The 26996-nt window shown below is 40.3% G+C and carries 30 protein-coding genes; 16 read left to right on the top strand and 14 right to left on the bottom strand.

What is annotated here, in order from left to right:
* Positions 1-170 precede the first annotated feature (170 nt).
* The 9 genes from rplU to FTU75_RS01200 all read left to right on the top strand — a co-directional run bounded on the left by rplU (position 171) and on the right by FTU75_RS01200 (position 8479).
* On the top strand, positions 171-482 hold the full coding sequence (rplU, locus tag FTU75_RS01160; protein WP_078191390.1) for a 50S ribosomal protein L21: 312 nt from the start codon (positions 171-173) through the stop codon (positions 480-482).
* A gap of 19 nt (positions 483-501) precedes the next feature.
* Positions 502-756 (top strand): 50S ribosomal protein L27, encoded by a 255-nt coding sequence (rpmA, locus tag FTU75_RS01165; RefSeq protein ID WP_067764378.1) that lies wholly within the window; start codon positions 502-504, stop codon positions 754-756.
* Between the two features lie 183 nt (positions 757-939).
* Complete coding sequence (locus FTU75_RS01170; RefSeq protein ID WP_257223674.1) at positions 940-2331, top strand: YadA family autotransporter adhesin; 1392 nt, start codon at positions 940-942, stop codon at positions 2329-2331.
* 232 nt (positions 2332-2563) lie between these two features.
* The gene (lolA, locus tag FTU75_RS01175; protein WP_111885313.1) at positions 2564-3259 is read left to right on the top strand and encodes an outer membrane lipoprotein chaperone LolA; all 696 of its coding nucleotides are present in this window, start codon (positions 2564-2566) and stop codon (positions 3257-3259) included.
* Between the two features lie 161 nt (positions 3260-3420).
* The gene (locus tag FTU75_RS01180; protein WP_111885292.1) at positions 3421-4212 is read left to right on the top strand and encodes an RsiV family protein; all 792 of its coding nucleotides are present in this window, start codon (positions 3421-3423) and stop codon (positions 4210-4212) included.
* Positions 4213-4329: 117 nt separating this feature from the next.
* A complete protein-coding gene (serS, locus tag FTU75_RS01185) occupies positions 4330-5601 on the top strand; it encodes a serine--tRNA ligase (RefSeq protein ID WP_180114805.1) in 1272 nt (423 codons plus the stop codon).
* Between the two features lie 73 nt (positions 5602-5674).
* Entirely contained in the window at positions 5675-7075 is a 1401-nt protein-coding gene (gene cysG, locus FTU75_RS01190) for a siroheme synthase CysG (RefSeq protein ID WP_180114807.1), read from the top strand.
* Between the two features lie 255 nt (positions 7076-7330).
* Positions 7331-7810, top strand: coding sequence for a tRNA (cytidine(34)-2'-O)-methyltransferase (locus tag FTU75_RS01195; protein WP_078192202.1), 480 nt, complete (start codon positions 7331-7333; stop codon positions 7808-7810).
* A gap of 168 nt (positions 7811-7978) precedes the next feature.
* Entirely contained in the window at positions 7979-8479 is a 501-nt protein-coding gene (locus tag FTU75_RS01200) for a hypothetical protein (protein ID WP_218948298.1), read from the top strand.
* Between the two features lie 93 nt (positions 8480-8572).
* Here FTU75_RS01200 and FTU75_RS01205 read toward each other — a convergent pair whose 3' ends face one another.
* Both FTU75_RS01205 and FTU75_RS01210 read right to left on the bottom strand, forming a co-directional pair.
* Entirely contained in the window at positions 8573-10234 is a 1662-nt protein-coding gene (locus tag FTU75_RS01205; protein ID WP_180114809.1) for a PT dipeptide repeat lipoprotein, read from the bottom strand.
* 70 nt (positions 10235-10304) lie between these two features.
* On the bottom strand, positions 10305-10700 hold the full coding sequence (locus tag FTU75_RS01210; RefSeq protein WP_180055768.1) for a hypothetical protein: 396 nt from the start codon (positions 10698-10700) through the stop codon (positions 10305-10307).
* Positions 10701-10852: 152 nt separating this feature from the next.
* Between FTU75_RS01210 and FTU75_RS01215 the strand changes: the two genes are divergently transcribed.
* From FTU75_RS01215 to FTU75_RS01225, 3 genes are all read left to right on the top strand, one after another.
* A complete protein-coding gene (locus FTU75_RS01215; protein ID WP_180114811.1) occupies positions 10853-12049 on the top strand; it encodes a cupin-like domain-containing protein in 1197 nt (398 codons plus the stop codon).
* 66 nt (positions 12050-12115) lie between these two features.
* Entirely contained in the window at positions 12116-12928 is an 813-nt protein-coding gene (locus FTU75_RS01220; protein WP_078192403.1) for a DUF6502 family protein, read from the top strand.
* On the top strand, positions 12906-13544 hold the full coding sequence (locus FTU75_RS01225) for a hypothetical protein (protein ID WP_078192196.1): 639 nt from the start codon (positions 12906-12908) through the stop codon (positions 13542-13544). Before FTU75_RS01220 ends, FTU75_RS01225 begins: the two co-directional genes overlap by 23 nt.
* A gap of 64 nt (positions 13545-13608) precedes the next feature.
* On the opposite strand, the gene FTU75_RS01230 is transcribed toward FTU75_RS01225, so the two are convergent.
* The 6 genes from FTU75_RS01230 to rpoD all read right to left on the bottom strand — a co-directional run bounded on the left by FTU75_RS01230 (position 13609) and on the right by rpoD (position 20191).
* Entirely contained in the window at positions 13609-15006 is a 1398-nt protein-coding gene (locus tag FTU75_RS01230; RefSeq protein ID WP_111885298.1) for an APC family permease, read from the bottom strand.
* A 265-nt stretch (positions 15007-15271) separates the two neighbouring features.
* On the bottom strand, positions 15272-16456 hold the full coding sequence (locus tag FTU75_RS01235) for an iron-containing alcohol dehydrogenase (protein ID WP_180076732.1): 1185 nt from the start codon (positions 16454-16456) through the stop codon (positions 15272-15274).
* 3 nt (positions 16457-16459) lie between these two features.
* Positions 16460-16993, bottom strand: coding sequence for a hypothetical protein (locus tag FTU75_RS01240; RefSeq protein WP_180011534.1), 534 nt, complete (start codon positions 16991-16993; stop codon positions 16460-16462).
* 75 nt (positions 16994-17068) lie between these two features.
* Entirely contained in the window at positions 17069-17728 is a 660-nt protein-coding gene (lipB, locus tag FTU75_RS01245; protein ID WP_180114813.1) for a lipoyl(octanoyl) transferase LipB, read from the bottom strand.
* A 158-nt stretch (positions 17729-17886) separates the two neighbouring features.
* Positions 17887-18174: a YbeD family protein gene (locus FTU75_RS01250; protein WP_078191448.1), complete on the bottom strand. Its 288-nt coding sequence runs from the start codon at positions 18172-18174 to the stop codon at positions 17887-17889.
* A gap of 127 nt (positions 18175-18301) precedes the next feature.
* On the bottom strand, positions 18302-20191 hold the full coding sequence (gene rpoD / locus FTU75_RS01255; protein ID WP_078192191.1) for an RNA polymerase sigma factor RpoD: 1890 nt from the start codon (positions 20189-20191) through the stop codon (positions 18302-18304).
* 399 nt (positions 20192-20590) lie between these two features.
* On the opposite strand from rpoD, the gene FTU75_RS01260 reads away from it, so the two are divergent.
* Together FTU75_RS01260 and FTU75_RS01265 are read left to right on the top strand one after the other, a co-directional pair.
* Positions 20591-20800 carry a PA3496 family putative envelope integrity protein gene (locus FTU75_RS01260; RefSeq protein WP_078191373.1) on the top strand — a complete coding sequence of 70 codons (210 nt, stop codon included), beginning with the start codon at positions 20591-20593 and terminating at the stop codon, positions 20798-20800.
* A gap of 67 nt (positions 20801-20867) precedes the next feature.
* Positions 20868-21392, top strand: coding sequence for a YecA family protein (locus FTU75_RS01265; protein WP_078191372.1), 525 nt, complete (start codon positions 20868-20870; stop codon positions 21390-21392).
* Positions 21393-21471: 79 nt separating this feature from the next.
* Here FTU75_RS01265 and FTU75_RS01270 read toward each other — a convergent pair whose 3' ends face one another.
* From FTU75_RS01270 to FTU75_RS01290, 5 genes are all read right to left on the bottom strand, one after another.
* A complete protein-coding gene (locus FTU75_RS01270) occupies positions 21472-21888 on the bottom strand; it encodes an ABZJ_00895 family protein (protein ID WP_180076734.1) in 417 nt (138 codons plus the stop codon).
* Between the two features lie 123 nt (positions 21889-22011).
* Entirely contained in the window at positions 22012-22422 is a 411-nt protein-coding gene (locus FTU75_RS01275; RefSeq protein ID WP_078192189.1) for an ABZJ_00895 family protein, read from the bottom strand.
* A 20-nt stretch (positions 22423-22442) separates the two neighbouring features.
* Positions 22443-23054: a DedA family protein gene (locus tag FTU75_RS01280; protein ID WP_180114815.1), complete on the bottom strand. Its 612-nt coding sequence runs from the start codon at positions 23052-23054 to the stop codon at positions 22443-22445.
* Between the two features lie 364 nt (positions 23055-23418).
* Positions 23419-23715 (bottom strand): hypothetical protein, encoded by a 297-nt coding sequence (locus tag FTU75_RS01285; RefSeq protein ID WP_180023226.1) that lies wholly within the window; start codon positions 23713-23715, stop codon positions 23419-23421.
* A gap of 194 nt (positions 23716-23909) precedes the next feature.
* The gene (locus FTU75_RS01290) at positions 23910-24842 is read right to left on the bottom strand and encodes a rhodanese-related sulfurtransferase (RefSeq protein WP_180114816.1); all 933 of its coding nucleotides are present in this window, start codon (positions 24840-24842) and stop codon (positions 23910-23912) included.
* Between the two features lie 188 nt (positions 24843-25030).
* Here FTU75_RS01290 and FTU75_RS01295 point away from each other — a divergent pair, with 188 nt between their 5' ends.
* Positions 25031-25519, top strand: a complete 489-nt coding sequence (locus tag FTU75_RS01295) for a DUF1289 domain-containing protein (RefSeq protein ID WP_168378110.1) — start codon at positions 25031-25033, stop codon at positions 25517-25519.
* Between the two features lie 62 nt (positions 25520-25581).
* Entirely contained in the window at positions 25582-26193 is a 612-nt protein-coding gene (locus FTU75_RS01300) for a LysE family translocator (protein WP_180114818.1), read from the top strand.
* An 87-nt stretch (positions 26194-26280) separates the two neighbouring features.
* Here the strand turns inward: FTU75_RS01300 and ribB are convergent, their stop codons facing one another.
* Entirely contained in the window at positions 26281-26940 is a 660-nt protein-coding gene (gene ribB / locus FTU75_RS01305; RefSeq protein ID WP_180101767.1) for a 3,4-dihydroxy-2-butanone-4-phosphate synthase, read from the bottom strand.
* Positions 26941-26996 lie beyond the last annotated feature (56 nt).

A 26996-nucleotide genomic window follows, 5' to 3' on the forward strand; every position in this document is an offset into this window, starting at 1 on the left:
CACTGTTTATATAATAAACGCATACTCATCTAATATTTTACGGAAATGACTTGTTGTTTTTCGGGTTATCCCTTAAAATCTTTGCCTTTGCGAAACCCCAGTGACGATCGTTTTAAGATCGGTATATCCCTTTACCGGCACGACAACACGGGCATGTTTGGAGTACTTAAATGTACGCAGTAATCCAAAGCGGTGGTAAACAACACCGTGTAGTTGAGGGTGAAACCCTTAAAGTAGAATTATTGAAAGCTGAAACTGGCTCAACTGTTACTTTTGATGACGTGTTGATGCTTGTTAACGGTGACAGCATTCAAATTGGTGCACCAGTAGTAGCTGGCGCTAAAGTAACTGCTGAAGTAGTTAGCCATGGTCGTCACGACAAAATCCGCATCATCAAAATGCGTCGTCGTAAACACTATCGTAAACAACAAGGTCACCGTCAATGGTTCACTGAGTTGAAAATTACAGCTATTTCAGGCTAATTACGAGGAGTAAGTAGACATGGCAACTAAAAAAGCCGGTGGTTCGACTAAAAACGGTCGTGACTCGAACCCAAAAATGTTGGGTGTTAAAATCTACGGCGGTCAATCTGTGACTGCTGGTAACATCATCGTTCGTCAACGTGGTACTGAATTCCACGCTGGTGTAAATGTAGGTATGGGCCGTGACCATACTTTATTTGCAACTGCTGACGGCGTTGTGAAATTCGAAGTGAAAGGCCAATTCGGTCGTCGCTACGTATCTGTTGAAGCGTAAGCTTGAATAGAAAAAAGACCCGCATTTTTTTGCGGGTTTTTTTTCGTCTGAAGAAAATGTGAGGTATTATTTTAGATTGTTACAAACGATGTATATATCAATAAATCACCATAAATAGTGATTTAAATCACAAAAAATAAAGAGCGTAATAGAGGAGTACAAATACAAAAAAAGGATAGGGACATGAATAAAATATTGAATACAGTTTTTATCAATGCTGACTATCAGAAAAGGAATTGTCCTGATAAAAGCCAACAAATTGCATTTGAAAAGACACTAGGACTTGGTGAAATAACTTCAATCGCTATTAAAGCTGTACCAAAATTACTTGCTGTGAGTATTTTACTTTCTCTAGGCTCAATTGCATGGGCTGGTGGGAGTGGCTCGTCATATCCTGAGCATACTTGTAATCGTTGCAATAGTGGTATTCCTGGGCCAGTAGGGCCAATGGGACCTCAAGGTCCTGCTGGTGAGACAGGAGCAACAGGTGCACAGGGTGAGACTGGAGCTAAAGGTGACAAAGGCGATACTGGAGCAACAGGCGCTACAGGTGCTACTGGTAAAGATGGATTAAATGGCCGAGACGGCATCGATGGTAAGGATGGGTTGAACGGTCTGAATGGTAGCAATGGTTTAGATGGTGCAAGTGCTTATCAAGTTGCGGTGAACAATGGTTATGAAGGCAATGAAGACCAATGGCTAGAAAGTCTACATGGTGCAGTTGGCGCACAAGGGCTAACAGGTGAAAATGGTTTCAGTGCATATGAACTTGCGATAAAAAATGGATTTGTCGGTACTGAAGTTGAATGGTTGTTGAGCTTAAAAGGAACAGATCCGTACATTAAAATACAATCAAACGTTGCCAATACAGCACCTAAACCAACTGCGAATGGACAAGATGCGATTGCAGTCGGTGCAGGTAATAAAGCTGATGGTAATCAGTCTATTGCCCTCGGTGTAAACAATACCGTCAGTGGTGATGGATCTGGTGCTGTAGGTTCAAATAACACAGTCACAGGTAATAATACCTATGTGGTTGGTAACAATATCAACACCTCTGCAAATAATGCTGTTGTACTTGGTAATGGTTCAAGCTCTGACCGCAATAATACGGTTTCCGTTGGCTCGGCTGGTGCAGAGCGGCAAATTATTCATGTGGCAGCAGGTACGGCAGACACCGATGCGGTAAACGTGAAACAAATGCGTCAAGCAGATCTAGAAGTGTTAAATAGTTCAAAAGCATATACAGATCAGCATGGGGCAAATGTACTTAATCAAGCCAATAGTTATACCAATCAACGTGTGAATGAATTGAACCATAATTTCAATAAATTTAAAGATAATGTTTACGGTGCTGTTGCTTCAAGTATTGCAATCGCCTCCTTACCGCAACCCACAGATGCCGGATACAACATGTTTAGCGTAGGTATGGGGGCTTGGGAAGGTTCACAAGGCTATGCAGTTGGTTTCAGTGGAGTGACTGAAACCAATAAATATGTGTATAAATTGGCTGCAACAGGGAATTCTGAAGGTGACTTTGGCGCTGGTGCATCGATCGGTTGGCAATGGAAATAACTCAATATTGGATTATTAAAATTGCTAAATCATGGTTTAATTATTTGAAAGGCATTTGAGTCAAATTAAGTGCCTTTTTATTTTATATTTCTCCATCATGATGAATAAAAAACAGCAATTTGCATTAATAACCATACAAAACTTCTTATTTTCTCTAAATTTAGTCAATGAAAGTGGTTTAAGATGGAGCCATCTAACAAATTGCGTTGATGCAAATATAAAAGGTGAATCTATGAAAATGCTTCGTAAAACCATCTGTGCTATGGCATTAGGTGCAGCGACACTGGCACCGGTTATGAGTACGACAGTATTCGCGGCACCAGTTGCAGCGTCGGAGCAGCAGGCAACTGCCAATTTGGTGAAACAATTATCGGGTATTAAAAGTTTTACAGCTAACTTTCAGCAAACTACAAAAGTGACCAACCCCAAAGCTACTCAAAAGAAAGGTTTAAGTGCGCAGCATATGAACCAAACTTTTACTGGGGTCATGAAAGTTCAGCGTCCGGGTAAATTCTATTGGGAAACAACCAGCCCATCTAAGCAAACTATTGCGACCACAGGTAAAACAGTTTGGATCTATGACCCAGACCTACAACAAGCAGTACGCCAAAGCTTAGATGACCAAGTTGCGAATACGCCTGCATTATTATTGTCAGGTAATACTGCTCAAATCATGAAGTCTTATCGTATTACACAGCCGAATAAGACCAAAACTTATTACACTTTATATCCAAAAAGTGATGATGGTGTGTTTCAAAGCTTAACCATTAGTTTTGGTGCGAAAAATGCGCCGACTTTAATGATTCTCCAAGACTCATTAGGTCAAACAACCCATGTACGTTTCAATAATGTGAAGGTGAATGCGTCTATTCCAGCGTCAACCTTTAATTTTGTACCTCCAAAAGGTACGGACATTATTGATCAATAATTCTCATAATCGAAAAAAAGCAGACATCGGTCTGCTTTTTTTATGGAGAAATGTAAAGCCAGCAAGCTGAATATAAGAGAAATTTAGTAGTATGCTGATATTCACAGTTTGCTTAAATGAAGTGACTTGTGGTTTTGACTGTTGCTATAGGGAATTTTGGGATGAAAAAAAATCATATGAATAATATAGCTTGGGCTGTTTCAGCTGTGGTTTTAATCGGGTCATTAACGGCCTGCCATCCTCGAAATGAACCTGTTGAAGGTGAAACAACGGAACAGAAGCCAGCGGTCGTCGCTGATGCGATTCCACTTATTCAATCTAAATCTGTCGAGATGCAATTACCAAAAGCTCAAGCTTGCGATGCGGAAGGTTGTACCCAATATAGGATTCAAACAGTTGAAACCAATGTTGATTGGATTAATCAATATTTTATTGATCGGATTAAAAAAGCAGACCCGATTGCATTTTCAACTGAGCCGAATCAAAAAATCGATTTATCAGACAAGACGGATGCAGGCCTAAGTCAAAGTACCACTTCTGTTCGATATATTAGTCAGTGGGGACATATCGCAACTTTTGCAATCGAAAGCTATACCTACGCAGCGCATGCGGCTCATGGTATGTCCCATGTTGAATATGTCAATTTTGATTTAAAAGCCAAAAAACGTTTGGCTTTACAAGATGTATTGGTCAAAGGTGCAGATACGAAAGTGATTAGCGCACTTTTTGATGCCAACTATATGTGGTTAGATAGTCATGATATTGAACGTTCAAAACTTCAGTTAAGCGATAATTTTTATTATGGTGCGAACGGGATTGTATTTGCTTATCCACTGTATGAATTGGCGAGTTATGCAGAGGGCATGCCTGAGCTAAAACTTCCATATTTTACGGCTAAAGGACTATTTAAACCTGAATATTTACCAAGTTTGCCAAATTACGACACCAAATAAGACAATTTGAAGCAAGATTATTGGTCTAATAAGGGGCAGCTGTAAGCTCGGTCACTGTATTTTTGAGTGTTAAGAGCTTACACTATAGCCAGTTTTTTTCTTTACTTAAGATTGGCTATGATCGACCCGAAATTACTCAGAAATAATATTGAGGCTGTAAACTTAGCCTTAGCAAAACGTGGTGTTCAACTTAACGTAGCAGAGTGGGCAGACCTTGAAGCGCGCCGTAAGGAAATTCAGTCTAAAACTGAGTCGTTACAAGCTGAACGTAATGCTGGTGCAAAACAAGTTGGTCAAATTAAAAAAGCTGGCGGTGATGCATCTGAAATCATGGCACGTATGTCTGCTATTGGTGATGAAATTAAAGCCGCAGAAGTTGCACTTTCTGAGCTTCAGGCTGAACTTGAAGCCAAATCTTTATCGATTCCGAATTTACCTCATGAGTCTGTGCCAGAAGGTAAAGACGAAAACGACAATGTTGAAGTTTTAAAATGGGGTACACCACGTCAGTTTGATTTTGAGATCAAAGACCATACTGACTTGGGTGAAATGATGGGCGGTTTAGAATTTGAAATCGCAACCAAATTGACAGGTACTCGTTTTAGCGTACTCAAAGGCCCATTGGCGCGTTTACAGCGTGCAATTACCCAATTTATGTTAAATACACATACCTTGGAAAATGGCTATACAGAAGCGTATGTACCGTATTTAGTTAATGCAGATTCTTTACGTGGTACAGGCCAATTGCCTAAATTTGAAGAAGATTTATTCAAACTTCAAGGCGAAAAAGAATACTACCTGATCCCGACTGCAGAAGTGCCTGTAACCAACTTCGTGCGTGATGAAATCATTGATCCAGAACGTTTGCCATTAAAATATGCAGCGCATACGCCATGTTTCCGTAGTGAAGCGGGTTCGTATGGCCGTGATACACGTGGTTTGATCCGTCAACACCAATTTGACAAAGTAGAAATGGTTCAGATTGTAAAACCTGAAACTTCGATGGATGCGTTGGAAGAATTAACGGGTCATGCCGAAGGTATTCTTCAAGCATTAGGCTTACCATACCGTAAAGTCGTTCTGTGTGGCGGAGACATGGGCTTTGGTGCAATCAAAACTTATGATTTAGAAGTTTGGGTGCCAAGTCAAAATACCTACCGTGAAATTTCATCTTGCTCATGCATGGGTGACTTCCAAGCACGTCGCATGAAAGCACGTTACCGTACTGACCAAAAGAAAACTGAGTTTGTACACACGCTAAATGGTTCAGGTTTGGCAGTTGGCCGTACTTTACTTGCCGTGATGGAAAACTATCAACGTGCAGACGGTTCAATTGAAATTCCAGCAGTACTTCGTCCATATATGGGCGGTGCTGAATTTATCGATTAATAGTCGATAAAGTGCATACATTTGTGCACAAAAATTGCTTAAGACAATCAGATTTAAACTATTGAGGTCGTGTGTGGATATCTTTCCAATCTCTTTGAAGTTGCAGCAGCAACCTTGTCTGATTGTTGGTGGTGGTCGAATTGCATATAGAAAGGCTGTGCTGCTTGCAAAAGCGGGCGCTCAGCTGACAGTTTGCTCACCCGAAATTGAAGATGATTTATTGACCTTGGTTAATAAAACCCACGGTCAATATCTCAACTCGATTTATCACGAATCGGTTTATCAAGAAAATGCCATTGCGCTGCGTCAGTTTCGTTTAGTGATTGCAGCAACCAATGACAAAGCAGTCAATCAGGCGGTATTTGAAGCCTGCGAAGCTGAAAATGTCTTGGTCAATAGTGTCGATGATCCGCCGCATTGCCGTTTTATGGTTCCTGCGATCATTGACCGTTCTCCACTGGTCATCTCCGTTGCATCTAATGGCACATCGCCAGTACTCTCGCGCCAAATACGCACCCAGTTAGAAAGCTCGATCCCGCATGGCATGGGCAAACTGGCTGAGTTCTCAGGCCAATGGCGCGCGGCCGTTAAAGCCAAAATCGTCAATCCAGATGAACGCCGTATTTTTTGGGAAGACTTGTATGCAAGCCCGCTCAAAGAGCAGGTATTTAATGACAATTTGACTGAAGCCAATCGTTTGATTGAACAGGCCTTATTGGAATGGAAACAGCCGAAAGGTGAGGTGTATTTGGTGGGTGCAGGGCCGGGTGATCCTGAACTGCTGACCTTAAAAGCCCTGCGTTTAATGCAGCAAGCGGATGTGGTGATCTATGACCGTTTGGTTTCACAGCCAATTATGGACCTCTGCCGTCGTGATGCCGAAAAAATCTACGTAGGTAAAGCTCGATCGAATCACGCAGTGCCACAGGAAGGCATTAATGCCTTACTAGTGAAATATGCAAGTGAAGGAAAACGCGTTTGCCGCTTAAAAGGCGGAGATCCCTTCATCTTTGGTCGCGGCGGTGAAGAAATTCAGGAGCTGTTTGCGGCAGGCGTTGCCTTCCAAGTCGTTCCGGGAATTACTGCTGCCTCTGGATGTTCGGCTTATGCAGGGATTCCTTTAACGCATCGTGATTATGCGCAAAGTGTACGCTTCTTGACAGGACATCTCAAAGAAGGTTCACCGGAGCTACCTTGGAATGAGTTGGTTTATCAAAATCAAACGCTCGTGCTGTATATGGGCTTGGTCGGTCTAGAAAAAATTTGTGAGAAACTCATTGCGCATGGGCAGCGTCCAGACATGCCTGTCGCATTGGTTTCTAAAGGGACGACACCTGAACAAAAAGTCGTGGTCGGTACATTGGCAGATATTGCATCTAAAGTCAGTGAATACCAAATTCAGGCGCCTACATTGACGATTATTGGTGATGTGGTGAGTCTGCGTGAACAACTTCAATGGCATGAGCGAGGGTAAGCAACGCAACGCGTTGCCCGAGCGCAAGGTGAAGGCTATGCCTGAGCAAAGAGGATAAGCAAGTTATTGTATTGTCCAATTGCAAGGCGAAAGCTAAGTACAAAGGATATGAGTAAGTGGATTGTCCTCGTGTAGCGAAAGCTAAGCAATGTAGATAAGCAAGCGCTTGTTGTACCATCTAAACTTATGCTACAGCTATAGAAACTATAGCCTGAGCTTTAGCCATTATTTAACTAAAGAGTAGAGAAAAAAACTGTGATCCATGTTGTTTTATACGAGCCAGAAATTCCTGCAAATACAGGGAATATCATTCGTTTATGTGCCAATACTGGAGCGCAGTTGCATTTGGTCAAGCCATTAGGTTTTGAGCTGGATGATAAAAAACTCCGCCGCGCCGGTTTGGATTATCATGAATGGGCACACATGAAAGTATGGGAAAACTTTGAAGAATGCCTTGCGGGCTTAAAAGCGCAAGGTATTGAGATGGATGCCATTTATCCATTAACCACCAAAGGTTTTGAAACACCGCATACCTCTGATTTAAACCGTCCTGTGGCGCTGTTGATGGGGCCAGAAACACGTGGTTTGCCGGAAGATGTCCGTATGATGTTCCCGAAAGAACATTGGATTCGCCTGCCGATGGCACCAAATTCGCGTAGTTTAAACTTGTCTAATGCTACTGCTGTGATTTTATATGAAGCTTGGCGTCAGCAAGACTTTAAAGAATTGGTCTAAGTGTGATCTGTTCAAAAAGCCGCTCTATCGAGCGGTTTTTTATTGGGAATGAACACAGTGAACCATTTACAGCAATGAAGTTTTGTAAAATAAGGGCTTAAAAACTTCAGCATCAATATAAAAATGTGTATAAGAACACTGTGAAGAAATAAAACGGGTACTTAAAACTTGAAATCTATAAATTTAAAAGCTTTTGGTGTCGTGATTGCGACCGGATTCATTTCATCAATGAGTTGGGCTAATCCAAACGTATCGAACACAACAGAACAGACACCAGTGACCGTCACTGCAACTACAGAAAATGTTCCAGTTGTACCGAAGGTTGAGGTGATCAAGCCTTTTACTAAGGCAGAAATCCAGCAGGGCATGCTGGAAATGCAGCAAAGACAAAATCAGCGTATTGAGGAATGGGGAAAAACACTAAAAGCCGACGATTTTGAACGTTCATGGTATGGTGGTCGTCAATTGAAAAAGTCCAAGCGTCAGGAAGTTTGCGGGATCTATCAGGGTTTAGTGAATGAAACCTATGCGTTGGCACAAAAAAATAAAGCAAGATTGAGTCAAGCGGATCAAAAACAAATATCAGACCGCAATCAATTTATTCAAAGCTTAGGTTATGAAAATAATATCGTTGATACCAAGATGGGTTTTAATTGCCGCTTAAAATAAGTGATTTTTATCACTGCTTTGATTTATGTGAATGATCCATGTCCTTGATGTAAAAAAATAAAGGACATGGAAAAGCTCGAGATACCTCATGAATTAATCAATTAAATTAAAGTCACTCAGTTCTGTTTGTAGATGTTTTGGATTATTTGCAAATAGAAGTTGACCACTGGTGTATAACCAACCCAATTGACCTTGCTGCTGAAGACGTTTCAGTAAGACGTTGTTAAATGTCGACGTTGCAAAGACAGTTTCACTAAAGACTTTAAACTCACCGACATTAGTGTTTTCGCTGTCTTTCATAAACAGGATGCCGTTTTTGGTGGTTGAACTCATATCTAAAGCACGGCTGACTATGCGGTAACCGTCTTTTGCTTGCTCATCGATCATCTCCTGTAATTTTAAGCTGCGCTCTACACTATTGCTGCCGGTTGGGTAAGTTTTATAGCGATAGCTGTATGTGCCATGGTGTGCGCTGCTATTTATACAGGTTGCAACTTTAGGACTGTTTTGATTGCCGTTCAGAATTTCAGGACGAAAACCTGTGAAATAGCTTTTGAATTGAATAATACGGCAGCCTTGGGCACCCAGTGTATTGAGCATAGTTTCCAGTTGCACTGGGTCTACGAGCGGGGAAACATAGCCGCTGTCGTAGGTATATGTCGCGGTATCATTTTCTTTTTTAATGAAATAATCTTTGAAATTCAGGGCATTGGTTGGTCTGACGCTATGCAAGTATTGATAGCCTGATTTGCCTTTTTCATTTAACTGATTACGCCATGTAAAATATATGTCAGCGGTAGAGGGTGCTGCACGGTCTGCCACAATATGATTGAAACGCGTATTTTCATTGGCAAGTTTCATGTAGCTATTAACATTACCATTGTCCAAAGTTTTAGAATCATAGCCAATTAACTTATAACCGCTTTGTCCCATTGTATTGAGCTGAGCCAAGAAGTTTACTGTGTCGGTGGTATTAATAAAATTCTCAGACTTAAAATCTGCAGTTGTGATTTTGGTTTTCGGTTTTAAATTGGTGAAGAATTCATTGGAATTTTTTGTATAGCAGCGGCTGTCCTTGAGTGGGTCGGTAATTAGACCTCGTTGCATGATGATATAGCTTGGATTTGAAATCGTCGCGTTAATTACACAGAAAGAATTATTATTTAAAAAAGTTAAGACACGGTTGCTCGTCGCGCCACCTCTGACTGGTTGAAACTTAATCGAATGATATTCAAAGTTATTTAGTGTTGCAGCCGGCTGTATTTCACTCATGACCATGTCATGAAGTAATTGATAGCGTTTGGAAATAAATTCACCGCTGCAAGTTTTACTTGAACTATTGTGTACCGCATATTTTAGTTCTTCGTTCAGTGAACTGACTGAATTTTCACTGGTTTTATGAATTGAAATTTGTGGTAAATCGCAATTACCGTTACCGAGGGCAGAGTTCCCTTGAATCCATTCTCCTGTGAATTTATCCGCTACAGTTGTTGGCGTTGGCGTTGGCGTTGGCGTTGGCGTTGGTGTTGGCGTTGGTGTAGGTGTAGGTGTAGGTGTAGGTGTAGGTGTAGGTGTAGGTGTAGGTGTAGGTGTAGGTGTAGGTGTAGGTGTAGGTGTAGGTGTAGGTGTAGGTGTAGGTGTAGGTGTAGGTGTAGGTGTAGGTGTCGCGCCACCATCATTGGAGCTTGATCCACCACAGCCCACCAATGTCGTAAATACAGCAGCGATAATGCTGATTTTGTGATTATTATTCATGACTAGTGCTCAATAGAGTAAAGTTGTTATGTACGGCTGATGCGGTTGTATAAACATTTAAAATCAAGATTTATTGAACAAGGTGTGATTCAATCCAGCCATTGCCATGTTCTGTAGTGACTTCTATCAAACCTGTTTTAGTCATGTTTCCCGCAAAAATAATATCTGCATTTTTTGACAGTTTATTAATGACTTGGCTCGATTTATCGGCAGTTTTATAAAGCGGTAGATTATTAATTTTAGGTCTAAGTTGCTGTCCCATACTGAAACCATTTGCAGCATAATTTGAATTAGTCGTGGCCTGACTGCCTGTCCATTCTTTTGCGGTATTCGATACTTCTTTGGATGTTTCATTAAATTGATTCAGTGTATTTCTTAAATCACGCATGGTATCGGCAAAACCTGCATATACTGATATTGAAGCTAAAGACAGACTGCTAACGATGACTAAATGACGAATTTTCATGAACTTTCTCCTTTACTTTGTTATGTCTTTCCGCGTGATATCTGACGGATTCATAACATTCGCGGTGTTTAAATAATTATAAAATGCGAAAATTTAGCATTTTTAAAATAGATCATTTATACTTCACTTGTAAAGAGGGTGGAGTGGTGAAAATGAATGTAGAAAGCCAGAGTGAACATCTAAAGCAAAGTAAAAATTGGTATCAGTCCTTACCGACGGAATGGCAAAATTGGTTGAATGAAAATATTGAAAATGGTTGCGATGTACAGAAAATAAGTCTAATTTTACAATCACATGGATTAAGCCCAAGGGCGGATCAATACTTATTTTCTGATGCAGACCAACTTTCAGAACAGCTGCAAAATGAACTTTTGGAATACAGTCTTGAGGGCTTAGAGACAGATGAAATTTTAGAAAAAATTAAGCAAAAAAATATTTCAAATCATTTGATCATTCAGTTTCTAAAGCGTGTAAACAATAACGTCATTTTTAAAAAACTGAAGCAAGTACAGCAACAGCAGAATAAACAGCGTTGGCTATTACAGGTGATGGGTCAATTGAATCAATTGAACGACCACTTTCCATCCACAATCGATCGCATAGAAACACCTGATTTTGAAACATTTATAGAGCGGTATTATAGCAAGATGCGACCGGTCATTTTAAAAGGTGGGATACAACATTGGCCTGCACTGCATAAATGGAGTCCTGATTATTTTGCACAGCATTTTGAAAATGAGTTGGTTGAAGTCCAGATGCATCGTGAGCAGCATCAAGATTTTGAAAAAAAATCGGTACAATTGAAACGTATTATTTTGATGCAAGATTTTGTCGCACAAATTAAAGCCACTAAGCACAGCAATGACATTTATTTAACTGCGAATAACGCCGCTCAAAATAAGCAGTTCATGCAAAAGATAAGTGAAGATCTAGGTGACTTCGCCAATGGTTATTGTCAAAAAGAGATCAAAGATCGACATTTTTTATGGTTTGGTCCTGCAGGCACATTTACGCCACTGCATTATGACTTGACCAATAACATGTTGGCACAAATCTATGGACGTAAGAAAGTGACTTTGATTCCTGCATGGCAAATGCCGTATATGTATAACGATCAGTGGGTATTTAGTGAAGTTACAGATTTAAAAAAGGCTAATTTTTCTCAATATCCATCGTTGAAAAAGGTCAGACCTATTGAGTGTACATTGAATCCGGGAGAAACATTATTTATACCGATTGGGTGGTGGCATAGCGTTGAAAGTTTGGATATATCGATCAGCGTGTCGTTTACGCACTTTAATGTAAAGAATGATTTTTTTACTGAATACCCTCAAGATCTCATCAGATAAAAATTGTGTAGTAGAAAGAATAATGCGAAAATTTCACTTATGCAGTCTAATTTTCATGGCAATTTAATGAGCAAACTTCTCACCAATGAGGCAGATCAAAATTTACAGCAAGTATTGGTGCTGATGAATGAGTTGAGCCAATGGTTGATACGATCAGGTGTTGGATATACTGAGTTTACTGCTGCATTGAAGCCTATATTTTTTCAACAAGCTTTACGTGAGTTAGAGCGTATCGATCAAAAACCCACGATTTCTGCGATCAGTTTACTTTCAGGCCTACACCGTAAAGACGTGACAGCTTATAAAGAAGTGATTTCTGAAGGTAAGGATTTGACCGAAGCGACTGTTTCAGAGCCGATTAGTGTGCCATCACGTGTGATTGGTTTATGGTTAGCAGAAGGTTGGGGGGATTCTTTACCATTTAGCAGTGAGTCAGAAAATAGCTTTGAAATGCTGGTGAAAAGAATTTCAACAGAACGTCATCCGCGTTCGGTACTCAATGAACTTGTTCGTTTGGAAATTGCCACTGAAAAAGATGGGCAGGTGTATTTACAACAGCGTCGTTTTATTCCAGATCCTTCACAATTAGAAGCACGCAAAATTTTAACGCGAAACGTTCAAGCGCATTTAGAAGCAGGTTTGCATAATTTATTGAATCCTGATGAAATGCCATACTTAGAACAAGCCATTTGTGCTGACGAATTAACAGAAGAATCGATTAATAAATTACATGAAATGAGCTTAGAGCTTTGGCAGAAATACTCACTACAACTTTTAAAACTTGCCGCGGAGCGTTGCGCAATGGATGACGGGAATCCTGAAGCAAATCGTGTATTTCGCTTTGGAGTTTATCAACATGATACGAAAATTAAACTTTAAGACTTTAACCCTTTGTGGCTTGATCAGCGTTTTAGCGGGTTGTGACATAGAGTTTTTTCGAAGTGGTGGGGTTACAATTGAAGGTACAGGTGATCCAATCATTGATATCGGTCATGCAGGGGATGGCCGCGGAACAATTATCTTGGGGACACGATATTTAGAGTTTTCAGCTTCCGTGCAGGATTCTTGTTATGGCGTGGAACGTAAATTAGCCTTCCTCAATCCATTTGATCGTCAGTCGATTGACACAAAAACGTATGTAGAAATACCTGCTGCCCAAGCGGATCTTAATTCGCAAAATGTTCAATTGATCTTAAAAAATACCAATAGCGTACCAGTCACCATTCATTTGCAATGTGATATGCCATTAACCATGCAATTATTCGAGCAGGTTAGACCATATTTTCCAAAACAAGTATGTGATACACCTATAGATATCAAACTCTATCCACAACAACAGCATATATTTGAAGCAGCTGTAAATTTAGAGACTGTTGAAGATGGTATATGGTCACACGGTGATGGAGCATCGGTTGAATTAAAAGGCAATACACCAGACAAGTGTGAAGAAATTTCAATTCAATTTCAGCAATCTAGAAAAGCCATACAACCTTAATTGGTATATTTAGAATAACAAAAAAGGCGCTTTAAGCGCCTTTTTTGTTTAGAGATAAACTTGCTTAGAATTTATCATCAAATTCGTTATGTTGCGGTGCAGGGTGTTTAAAACCTTTAGTTTTATAACCAAGGTATAAAATACCGAACATTGCCCACCACAAACCATATTTCAATGCAGTTTCTTCAATTTCTAACCACATCGCAAAGATACTGATAAAGCCAAGCATTGGAATAACGACAAAGCTAAAAATATCTTTGGCTGTTTTTGTGCGGCCATCACGAAGTGCATAACGTGAAATCACAGATAAGTTCACGAAAGTAAAGGCTGTCAATGCACCAAAACTAATCATCGAAATGACAATATCAAGATTCATAAAGCCCGCAGTTAATGCAACCGCACCTACGATCATGATGTTGTACGATGGTGTGAAGTTTTTCGGACTAATATGACCAAAAATCTTTTTGTTAATGACGCCATCACGACCCATTACATACATCAGACGTGATACGCCAGCATGTGCAGAAATACCTGATGCCATTACTGTCACAATCGCAAAAGTTAACACATAGGATTGGAACAGTGAGCCGCCGACGAGCAAGAGTATCTCTGGCTGTGTTTCAGCAATATTCTTGAAATAGTTACCCGGCTCAGCAGGGAAGAACAGCTGCATGAAGTAGGTACTAATAATGAAGATAATCCCTGCGATTAAAGCAGTTAAGAAAATCGCTTTCGGCAGTGTTTTCTCAGTATCTTTGGTTTCTTCTGCCAATGAACTTAATGAGTCAAAACCAGTGAACGAGAAGCACAGTAATGTTGCACCTGTAATCAGCGCACCCACAGACGTCAGCTCATTCCAAAATGGCTCAAGGCTCCATAATTGGTAGCGTTCTGCCGCAGAAATCGGGCCATCAGCATTGAAGCCCATTTGAAGCTTGCTGTAGACCATCCACGTGAAAATACCAATTACTAATAACTGCACAAGTACAATCAGGCTGTTGAAGTTAGCAACAAAACGCGCGCCGCGTAAGTTAATTCCAGTCATGAATGCCGTTAGCACAATGACCCATACCCAGTGGTTTACTGTTGGAAATAGTGCTTCAAGGTAAATCACTGCAAGAATAATATTCACCATTGGAGATAATAGGTAGTCTAACCAAGAAGACCAACCCACCATGAAACCTACGTTCGGGTGAATAGATTTTTGGGCATAGGTATACGCAGAACCCGAAGAAGGGTAGCGACGGATCATATGACCATAACTAATCGAGGTAAACAGAATTGCAATAAGGGCAATAATGTAAGAAGTCGGCACGTGTCTATGACTTTCTTCAGATACTAAACCAAAAGTATCAAATAGAGTCATTGGTTGGATGTAAGCCAAACCAATAATAATAATGTGCCAGAGTCCAAGCGTTTTTTGCAGTTTAGCTGCCGATTGAGTCCCAGAGATATTTGTCAACGGCGTTATCCTCTTATCGTTGATCAAGGATCAGTCATGTTCTAAGGATCGTTTGAGACGAACGATCCCCCCTACGTTTTAAAACAAAAGTGCGCCAATCTACTCCAAATTGGTACATTTTGTCAGTAACTTTGAAATTATTTTTAGCAGAAATTATGCCAGTTTGATTAAAAAATAACTGATATTGCGTTCTGCAAGTGAAAAGCCCGATGTTTAAAAAAACATCAGGCTTAATTTTTCGCTATATTCGCTTATTTTTCAGCAATTACCAAGCTTTTTTTAGAATAGTTTTGAGGTCTTCTAAGCTGGATTCTTTAGGATTATAAATAATAGATCCATCATTCAGTGCTTTCTCTGCCACTTCATCTAATTGAGCTTCAGTCACTTTACCTGTTTCACTCAAAGTACGTGGTAATTTGGTCAAGCTATACAAGCGATCACGCATAGTTAAAATCGTTGAAATTGCTTTATCTGCACGAAGATGTGCTGGTGTTTGTGCATAAATATCAGGACCAGCCAGTGGTAATAGTAATTCAGCAATCTTATCGCCATTCACTTCTTTGTTGTATTCCAACACATACGGCAAGAATAAATTCATGCATAATCCATGGGGCAGGTGAGCAACAGCACCTAAAGCATGACCCAATGAGTGGACTAATCCAACCATCGAATTCGAAAATGCAATTCCTGCCATTGTAGACGCTTGTGCAAGTTCTAAGCGCCCATGTGCATCGCTAGTATTATCTAATACACCAAATAAGCTATTGCTAATTTTCTTGATTGCGGCAGTTGCATAGGCATCTGAAATCGGGTTCGCCGCCATGCACGTATAGGCTTCAATGGCATGCGTCATCGCATCCATCGCTGTCATAGCCGTAAGATGAGGTGGCAAAGTTTGCGTCATACGTGGGTCAAGAATTGCCGCATGTGGCATCAAATAATTCGATGCAAAAGCCATTTTGACATTCTTTTCAGGGTCAGAAACCACAGCGACCATAGTCACTTCTGAACCTGTACCCGAGGTTGTTGGAATCACAAAAAATGGTTTTAAAGGTTTTGGTAAGTTGTGCGCACCTGAGTATTTCAGTAAGTCATCACCACCTTCAGATACCAAGATGTTGGTTGCTTTAGAGGTATCAATCACTGAACCGCCACCGACGGCAATAATGGCATCACATTGGTTGTCGCGGTAAAGTTGAGCCGCTTTACGTACGGTTTCTAGACTTGAGTCTGGCGGAACATCATCAAAAATATAGCCAATCACCGTCTCGGTACTTTCAAATGCCGCTTCAATCGGTGCAAGTAATTGATTACTGCGAACGCCTTTGTCAGTAATGATCATGGGGCGTTTAGCACCCAAAGTAGACAGTTCGAATGGAATGTGTTCTAAAGCAGCATGGCCAGCAATCACTTTTACAGGACAGAAAAATTCGTAATATGGTTTAGCCATGTGTTATGCGCTCCGTTTTAAATAAGACTGGGCTACTTTTAAATAAATATTTGCAGCACCGCTCAGTTTTTCTTTTAGGCTTAAATGTGTTGGATATTCTTTGACAGCCAATTCAGCCACCAATTTAGGTAAAATTAACGCTTCCATTTTGTTGAGACAACGCACCAGTCGGATGGCATAAGACAAATCACCATCGGCGATCATGCGGTCATTGGCAAAGGCTTGTGCGGTACTTTCTTGAAATGAGAAGACCAAAAAGGCATGATTCAAATGTTTAAACGTAATGGTTAAGTCAGGCTTTTGAGTGCCGGGTGTGAGGAGTTTGAGTTGATGGTCTTCCGTGACTTGCGCGACAAATGCAGCACCATTAGGAAAAACATTCATAGATAAAATAAAATTAACTGGAAATTTAGCAACTTCTTGTTTAATTTCTTCATCGACCTGGCTCGCCATGACCAGACCTCTGCCAATCACATCCATCATGAGTTTGACATAGGCCTGCTGGAGCGCGGGTTTAACGGATTTAGTTGCAATCACGTGTACATCCCTTATCTATAATTATTAATTTAGAGCTTTTACTCTAAATTATTTTATTTGAGAAAGCAAAGTCTTTTATAGTTGTTTGACTGTTACGTCTTTAAAGTAACCACTGTTTTTCAAAGTATCAATGATATCGACGCATAAGTTTTCAAATTTAGGGTAATCTTGCACCAAATCTTGTATACGAACCATTTCTAATCCAGCATAGCCACATGGATTAATGGTATGAAAACCAAATAGATCACAATCGATATTCAGTGCCAAACCGTGATAACTGCGGCCTTTACGAATTTTAAAACCGAGAGAACCAATTTTGCGTTCTGCAACATAAACACCGGGTGCATCAGGCTTGGCATAAGCGTCGATGCCGTACTTTTTCAGCAGTTCGATCATCAAGTTTTCTGCATAGGAAACCAGCGTACGCACGTTCCAACCTAAGCGATTTAAGTCAAACATGAAATAAGCGACCAACTGACCCGGTCCATGCCAAGTGACTTGTCCACCACGGTCTGTTTGTATCACAGGGATGTTACTTTGCACCAAAATATGTTCAGGTTTGCCAGCTTGCCCCTGAGTTAATACATCGGGATGTTGCAATATCCACAGCTCATCAGGTGAGTTTTCATCTCGCTGTTCAGTGAGAGTTTTCATCTCTAAAAAGCGGTCTGCATAAGGGGTAAGTTGGTTATATTGACGAATGATTAATTCGGGTTTTTGAACAGTTTCAGTCACGTATTTCGTGTCCTTTTCTATCAAAGTCATGTATGGATTATAATGAATTAGACGTACAAAAGGGGGGTTAAATACTGAATTACTTGAGGGTATTACTATTATACTTAGACATAAAAAAACACGCCCTAAAGCGTGCTTTTTTATTTAAATCAACAGAATTACAGCGCGGTACGAATGTGTTTACAAGCTGCTAAATCCGCATAGACCGCATGTACTTGTTCTAACTCTTCGAAACGTAATTGAGCAGTAATTGAATGATATTTACCTGTACGAGATGGAGTCACAGTCATTTTACTGCCATCAAAATCAGGAAAATGTTTAACAAAAATTTCATTCACTGCAAGGCGAAGTTCTTCACCTGCATTACCAATCAATTTAATAGGGTAGTCCATAGGGAAGACCCAAAGATGCTCTTGCAATTCACGTGAAGGAGCGCGATTAGTCATATCAGTCATGGGACACCTCATTATTTAAAAATACCTGCAATGAGCAGGTATTTGGAATCATTTGCTACATGCTCATAATATGGGGCGGAAAACCCCATATTCAAGCCTGCATTGTCCTAGTTATAGGTTAATCATTCTCAAGGAATGAACGCAAATGCTCTGAACGTGAAGGATGGCGAAGTTTACGTAATGCTTTCGCTTCAATCTGACGAATACGTTCACGTGTTACGTCAAACTGTTTGCCCACTTCTTCCAAGGTATGGTCGGTTGGCATATCGATACCAAAACGCATTTTCAAGACTTTCGCTTCACGTTCAGTCAAGTTTTCAAGAACTTCACGTGTTGCTTCTTTTAAGCCTTCTGACGTTGCAGCGTCAATAGGAGAGGTGATATTACCGTCTTCAATGAAGTCACCAAGATGCGAATCTTCATCATCACCAATTGGTGTTTCCATTGAAATTGGTTCTTTCGCGATTTTAAGCACTTTACGAACTTTCACTTCGTCCATTTCTAGACGTTCACCTAATTCTTCTGGTGTCGGTTCACGACCCATTTCTTGAAGAAGTTGGCGAGATACACGGTTGATCTTGTTAATGGTTTCGATCATGTGTACTGGAATACGAATAGTACGTGCTTGGTCAGCAATCGAACGCGTAATCGCCTGACGAATCCACCAAGTTGCATAAGTAGAGAATTTATAACCACGACGATACTCGAATTTATCCACCGCTTTCATTAAGCCAATGTTACCTTCTTGGATCAAGTCGAGGAATTGCAAACCACGGTTGGTGTATTTTTTCGCAATCGAAATTACCAAACGTAAGTTCGCTTCAACCATTTCCTTTTTCGCACGGCGAGCTTTCGCTTCACCAATCGACATACGTTTAGAAATGTCTTTGATGCCTTTAACATCTAAACCAAGTTCTTTCTCGATGTCAGCGATTTTTTGTTGGAATGCCAGAACGTCAGGGCGGACTTTTTCAAGATAGCCTTTCATTTCTGCAGGTGCTTTAGCAATTTGTTCATCTAACCAAGCAAAGTTAGATTCTTGACCTGGGAAAGACGTACGGAATTGAGTACGGTCCATACGACCACGACGTACTGCATAACGCATAACTTCACGTTCAGAAGTACGGATTTGGTCATGGGTATTACGAATCAAATCAGAGATGATGTCGAATAAACGTGGTGTGAATTTGAACATCATAAACACAGTTGCAAGTGCTTCAAGTGCAGCAGCAGCTTCTTTACTGTTACGCCCATGTTTTTCAATTGCAGCTTTAGTGACTAACCATGCTTGTTCAAGCTCAGTGAAACGTGCTTTAGCAATTTCAGGATCTGGGCCAGATTCGCCTTCAGAATCATCATCACCTTCAGACTCTTCTTCTTCATCGTCATCATCAAGTTTGACATCTTTAGTTGGCTTGTTGGTTGACGCTTCATCTTCATCGATCTCAGAATCATCTTCATCGATCACTTCTGGGATGGCTTCGTCAGATTCTGGATCTAAATAACCAGAAAGAATATCAGCTAAACGGCGTTCACCCGCTTCATAATCTTTATATTCTTGCAATACAACTTCGACTGCATTTGGCCAATAAGCAATAGAATGTAAAACGTCACGAATACCTTCTTCGATACGTTTTGCAATGCTAATTTCGCCTTCACGTGTCAAAAGCTCAACTGTACCCATTTCGCGCATATACATACGCACAGGGTCAGTGGTACGACCGGGTTCATTTTCAACAGATGCAAGTACAGCAGCGGCTTCTTCTTCAGCAACTTCGTCAGTCGCTTCGCTGCCACCTTCAAACATTGTATCGTCAGTTTCTGGTGCACGATCATGTACCGGAATACCCACGTCATTCAACATCTGAATGATGTCTTCAATCTGTTCACTTTCAGTGATTGAGTCCGGGAGATGATCGTTAACCTCGGCGAAAGTTAGGTAACCTTGCTCTTTGCCTCGGCTAATCAGAGCCGCTACTTGAGAAGTAGGGGAAGTCATATCGCTCATCTTTGCTTACTCTTCGTTGAATCTGTGGCAGTAAAAAACCGTGCATTTTAGCACGATCGTCTCATTAAATCTTGTTAATAGCTGGCTTATCCCATTAGGACGGTACAGCATCAAGCTGTCCAATGAGATATTAAAAATTTAAATTCAGTAATTTAGGTGGGGCTGAAATTGTTGTTTTCAAGTTCATCCCATGCATCGATTATTTTACGAGTCATCTTTGACTGTCATAAAAATGAAGGACGCAGGGTGGATTATATCATGCCACAGGTTTTGGTAAGAAAAAAAGACCTATTTTTAAAGTTTAGTTGTTAAAAAAACAAATAAAACTTGACAATATTTTATATCCCATATAAATAGCGGCTAGACCCCTTCAATTTTTTTCATTATGAGGTAGTTTTGGTGTCTTCTACAGATTTTGAACTAGATGATAACTACGGTGATGATGATGTGAATTTCGATGAGGCCAGTGCAAAAACTAGCGCGAAAGAATCGTTAGAAAAGCGCCGACTTATTGATGACCTTCTGGCTCAGCGCCGTCTTGAACGTGAGCTTAAAGATTTTGATTACGATATCGACGATGACGATGATTTTGATGACGAAGAAGACTAAATAGCGATTTAGCATAGCGCTTGAAAATGCTATGCTTACGCATTAAGTTTCTAACTCTGGATTTGAAATGAGTGCTTTAGATTTAGACCTTTTGAGTGACTATCTAGACGGCGATGACAACGAGCATGGTCTAGATTTTGCAGCGACTCATGGTTTTTTATGTGCAATTGCAGTAGGCCCAGCTTTTGATAAATGGCTAGACGAACTTTTTGATAACAATCAGAAAAAAGTACCTGCTGAAATTATTGCACAAGTAAAAGCATGGCTCGAATCGATTCGTCAGAATCTTGCCAATGAAGATGGTATTGAATTTCCATTTGAAATTGAAGAAGCCGATGTTGAATCAAGTCTTGGTGACTGGAGTGTTGGCTTCGTTGATGCCATGTTCCTAAACGAAGATGCATGGTTCACCGACGAGTTTGAAGAACAATTGGTAGATTTAACTTTGCCAATCATGGTGTTCAGCGGCATTGATGAAGAAGATCCACAAATGGAATCTTTCCGTCGTAATGGTCAGTTGATGGATGAACTTGCAGAAGAAATCCCAACCAATTTGAACGAATTATATTTGATGTATCACACACCAAATTAATTTCGACGAAATTTAAAAAAAGCACCTTGGGTGCTTTTTTTAGCGCTATACCTTTTCAATTCAAAGTTAGTCTAAAGGCTTAACTACGTTTGGCTTTTAAGAAGCTCTTTGCCATCCATCCAAAAGATAAAGCCAACATGAGATAATGGATGAATAAGCTAAAGCTGATAGCAAGCAGCCAGACCCAAGCGGGTAATTCCGTTAGCGCCATTTGAATAAAGGCTTGGGTTTCAGGGAAGATCAAGAGACAAATGACAGTCGCGACGACACTAATCAGTACGGAAGCTAAAATACAGCTCCAAATCAAAGTTCGCTTTTCTAACTTATTTGGCACTCGCTGATGGTCTTTAACAAAGCTAGATGCTGCAGCAAGACCGCCCACGATGAGACAGGTAATAGATGAACCACCAGGTAAATCAAAGAAAGATTCGATGGCTGCGACAGCAACCATGGCGAGTGCATAAGCAATGCTAAATGTGATGATGTATTTTTTCATTATTTAATGTTCATGTTTTCGTTTTATAAAGAGCGAGTATAGCTTGCCCGAAGTTTCTTCACTGAATTTTAAGTTTCAGTGAAGGGTATTGATTCAAATTCTAACGGAATAAGTTAAAAAAATTTATAATTTTTTAGCGCAGTAGTCTGCATACCAACCGTAGGCAATATGAAATATCGTGCCATGAATGGCGACCATGCAGAGCATAACTACAGCAGTTAGCCCAATGCCTGCATTATCCACAGACTTCATAATGCTTTCGGCATTGGGATTCATCAGCACCAAGAACAGCACAAAAAAGCTACCAATGATGATTGCAACGGCACTGGAGCCCCAAACCAGTTGGATCTTTTCATGGTTGCTAGGCACACGTTGTTCTTTCTTTACAAAATGCCCAACGCTGATTAATGCACATGCCACCAATGTAGGAATTAATGTAATACCACCAAGATTTAATCCAAAAATTAATACGGTAATCAAAAGCACCAAGGCGATGCTATAAACAGCAGCAAAGTGTAGGAGATAGTGTTTCATTTAAGCCCCAAAACAAAAAATTAACGAGGTCGACGTTGATGTCGACGGTACAAAATCCAAGCAATAATGATGACTGTGATCAGAATAATCAGATGGCCAACTTTACTAAATATTTGCTGCATTAACTGCTGATTTTCACCTAAATAAAAACCCATACAAGCTAAAAAAGTGGTCCAAATAATCGTACCTAAACCACTATAAAACATAAACTTCCAAAATGGCATGCGGCTCATTCCAGCAGGAATACTAATAAGAGAACGCACAGCTGGAATCATCCGGCCGAAAAATACAATGCGGTGACCGTATTGCTCAAACCATGCTAGAGATTTTTTTACATCTGCCGATTTGATAAATAAATACTTTCCATAGCGATCGACGAAGTGAAAGATGGATTCATGCTTAAATTTATAACCAATCCAATATAGCAATGCAGCCGCCAGTAAAGAGCCGACACAACCTGAAATAATGACACCAATGAGCAGTAGTTGACCTTGGGAGGCAGAATAGCCAGCCGAGGGCATAATGATTTCTGAGGGGATTGGGGGGAAGACATTGTCAAGGAACATGAGTAGGGCAATACCGACATAACCCAATTGTTCCATGATTGAAATGATCCATTCAGTTAAAGTCATGGTAGCTAAGGCAGAGAAAAGGTGTATTTATCCTATGTTGAAACGCGCAGTGGGTAAAGTTCCGTTTTAAATATTCCTGAAACCACCTAAGCAAAAACAACAAATATTGAGTTCATCTTGTATTAAGTAGCATGTAGGCTGAATTAGAAGGAAAATGTATCAATGCGTGATGGCATTAAGATATGCTGAATGATATAAGGCTGAATAATTGAAAGGCTTGGATCATAGTTTTTATAGTATTGAGTGTACGCTGTTCAGTTTGGATTTTATTTAGATTTCGGAGCTTTAGCAGCTTTAAAAATCGTTTTATATACTGAACAGCGTAGGACTAGGTTGCAATAAGTGACGTTGTAAGGTGCGTAAATTAATCATCATGTTCCATATTTAACAGTGTGTGAATATAGACTTGGCGTAAGCTTAGAGATAAAGCAAATGGAATCACACAAAGTCCAAGAATATTGAGCATAGTGGGTTGTAAGTGCAATGTATAAGCAATAAATAAGGCAAAAATTGCACCAATGCATGTAGCGACACTGACTATCAAAATATGCGACTGTTGGTTAAGGAGGTGTTTTAATTCTCCTACACTTTCTTTTACACGGGGAGCGGGTAAAGCAAGGCGCCTTGAGGTTGCAATTGGAGAGTTGATTAATTTTGGCATAATGCTTTCCTTTTCAATTATCTATAATGATTTTCTCGGATCAATTGATCAGAATAAGCATAAATGCGCGAACTGATTCTCGTAAATAACCAGATATAGTTATTTTGTCAAAAAAATTAAGTCACTGTTGAGAATGCGTAAAAAAAGCCCTAAAAATAGGGCTTTTATTTATATATCGTTACAACAAATTTTCCTTAGAGGCGCTTACGTTTTGCTGCCACAATTTGTGATTGACGCATACGGAAGCCAGCTTTTTGTTGTTCCGTAGTTTTGTCGATACAGTATTTGCATGATACGCCATGTTCGTAGCTCGGAAGTTCAACTTCAGCAGGAGCCAGTGGCCAACCGCATGCGTGACATTTGATATTTTCGCCTTCTTCCATACCGTGAGTGACAGCAGTACGACCGTCAAATACGAAACATTCACCTTCCCACATGCTTTCTTCAACAGGGGTTTCTTCTAAATATTTTAAGATACCGCCTTTAAGGTGATAAACCTCATTAAAGCCTTCTTGAAGTAAAAGTGAGGTTGATTTTTCACAGCGAATACCGCCTGTACAGAACATGGCAATTTTCTTATCTTTATGCTGCACAAGCTCTTTTTTCACGTATTCAGGGAATTCACGGAAAGTCTCAGTTTTCGGGTCAATCGCACCCTTAAATGTACCTGCTTTGTATTCATAGTCGTTACGTGTATCAATTAGGATTACGTCATCACGTGTAATTAGTTCATTCCATTCTTTAGGATCAAGATAGTGACCGACTAAATCACGTGGTTTCACTTCCACACCTAAAGTCACGATTTCCTTTTTCAGTTTGATCTTCATTTTACGGAATGGTTTATCCGTGCTATGCGATTCTTTGTATTCCATCGCATTAAAGCCTTCATTGAGAAGGAATTGATGGATGATATCTACAGATTTACGGTCACCGGCAACAGTACCGTTAATACCTTCACCTGCCACAATTAGAGTACCGCAAAGGTTGATGGTTTTTACCAAGTCTAAAAGACGTTGTTGAAGATCGGCAGGATCTTGAACTTCTTTGAATTGATAAAGTGCGGCAACAACCCAACCAGAGGTCGCTTGCTGTTCTACAGGTGCAAGCTGTTCTACAGTAGCGTTCATGGAGTACTCCAAATGAATAAACAGGATAAAAATTAAGGCGCACATTCTACCGTGATTTGGATGAATAAGCGAGTAAAGCGATGGCTTTTAACCACACATTTGATCATAGCTTCATTTCAGTAGTTTTAGCGTGTATAGTCATGCCGAGTTGTTTTTATCCCATAAATATTGATTGAATGGAGCCGGTTTTGAGTACTGATCGTCGAATTGCCTCGTTAACCCCATGTGCAGGGCGTTGTTCTACGGTATTTGGTGATTCAGTCTGTCGTGGTTGCCGCCGTTTTAACCATGAAGTCATAAAATGGAATACCTATACAGCAGAGCAACACACGGCCATTTGGTGTCGTTTAGATGCACAATTAGATCAAATTTTAATACCGATGTTGCCTCAAGCAGATATCATCCATGTCGAAGGCTTTGTCTTGTCTAAGCGAGTTCGCTTACGTCCAGATGCAAGCAAAGGCCGTAAACTGTATCACGCACTCAAGCTCTGCGAAAAAAACCGTCATTTCACAGATGAAAGTGGACTCGGGATACATTACAAACAGGTGCGACCGTTGTGGGATGAATTTGAGCGTCGTGTTTTGGCACTCGCCACAGCCAGCTATGATTTGGCATTTTTAAGAGCAGATGCCATTCGCTTGCATTTATTGCAAAACATGGATGAAGAGGACTAAGTCCTCTTTTTTTATGTATGAAATTTATCGTGATGTAAAAAAATAAGTGAAGGAATCTCAGCGTGAATTATTCGGAGTACTTTTTATATTGTGTGGCAGTCATCGTGATGATTGCAACACCTGGACCTGTCATGCTGTTGGTCGCAAGTTCAGGTTTACAAGGTGGATATAAAAAGGCATTTCAAACCATTGTCGGGACAAATTTTGCGTCACTGATTTTGATTGTGCTGTCAGTGTGTATTTTAAAAGGCATTTTAAATGTTAATGCTCATTGGCTCGATGGCATCAAAATACTGGGTTGTTTATATATTGCTTATATTGGATTTGATATTTTAAAAGAAGTAACTATACAGCCCACTGCACAATCTCTGCAGTTAAAAGCAGCACAAGGGGGGGTTAAGCAAGGACTAATTGTGGGGATTTCAAATCCTAAGGATATTATTTTCTTCGCGTCATTTTTTCCGCAGTTTGTAGGAATTACTCCTCATCTTAATCTGAGTTTAATTGTGTTGACCCTGAGTTGGATTGTTTTAGATTTCGCAACTTTGTCTTTGGTGTATTTGTCTTTTCATCGATTGTCGAAATCACGCTGGTATAAAAAATTGTTGGCACTGTGTGGGCTGATTTTAGTGGTAGTTGCCATCTACGGGATCTATAGCATATTCACGGTTTAATTCTTAACTTGAAATGTGCAGTAAAAAATAAAAAAGGCTGATTCAGTCAGCCTTTTTATGAATGTGTAGAGCTTTAATTAATTCGCACTAGAGATTGTGTTGTAAACGATATTGCACAATTTCTTCAATGGTGAGTACAGTCAAATGATGGGTTTGTGCATACGCTAAAACTTGTACGCCATTGGCCATTGTGCCGTCTGGGTTGGTTAATTCACACAAAACACCTGCAGGTTTTAAACCGGCTAGACGTGCCAAATCAATAGTCCCTTCAGTATGTCCACGACGGGTCAATACGCCGCCTTCACGCGCACGTAAAGGAAAAACATGACCCGGACGGTTTAAGTCACTAGCAACAGCACCATCTTTAATTGCGGCTTTGACTGTAGTTGTTCGGTCTTTTGCTGAAACTCCAGTAGTAACACCTTCCGCAGCTTCAATGGTTACGGTAAAGGCAGTTTTAAAATGGCTAGAGTTATCAGACACCATGGGTGGAAGTTCTAAATGATTGGCTTGAGCATCGGTTAAACACAGGCAGACAATTCCTGAACCGTCACGAATCATACGTGCCATGGTTTCTACAGTGAGTGTTTCTGCAGCAACAATCAGGTCGGCTTCATTTTCACGGTCAAAATCGTCCATGACTAAAACAGGCTTGCCATGACGAATGTCTTCTAAGGCTTGCAGCATGCGCTGTTCTGCAGGTGGAAGGGCAGAAAAGAAAATTTCGGGTTGAATTAAACTAGACATTGAAACGCTCGCGTAAATTTTAGATACGGTTGAACATTTCAGGACATGTGAAATAG

This window comes from Acinetobacter sp. YH12140, from assembly GCF_013418475.1.
In the GTDB taxonomy this organism is placed as follows: domain Bacteria; phylum Pseudomonadota; class Gammaproteobacteria; order Pseudomonadales; family Moraxellaceae; genus Acinetobacter; species Acinetobacter amyesii.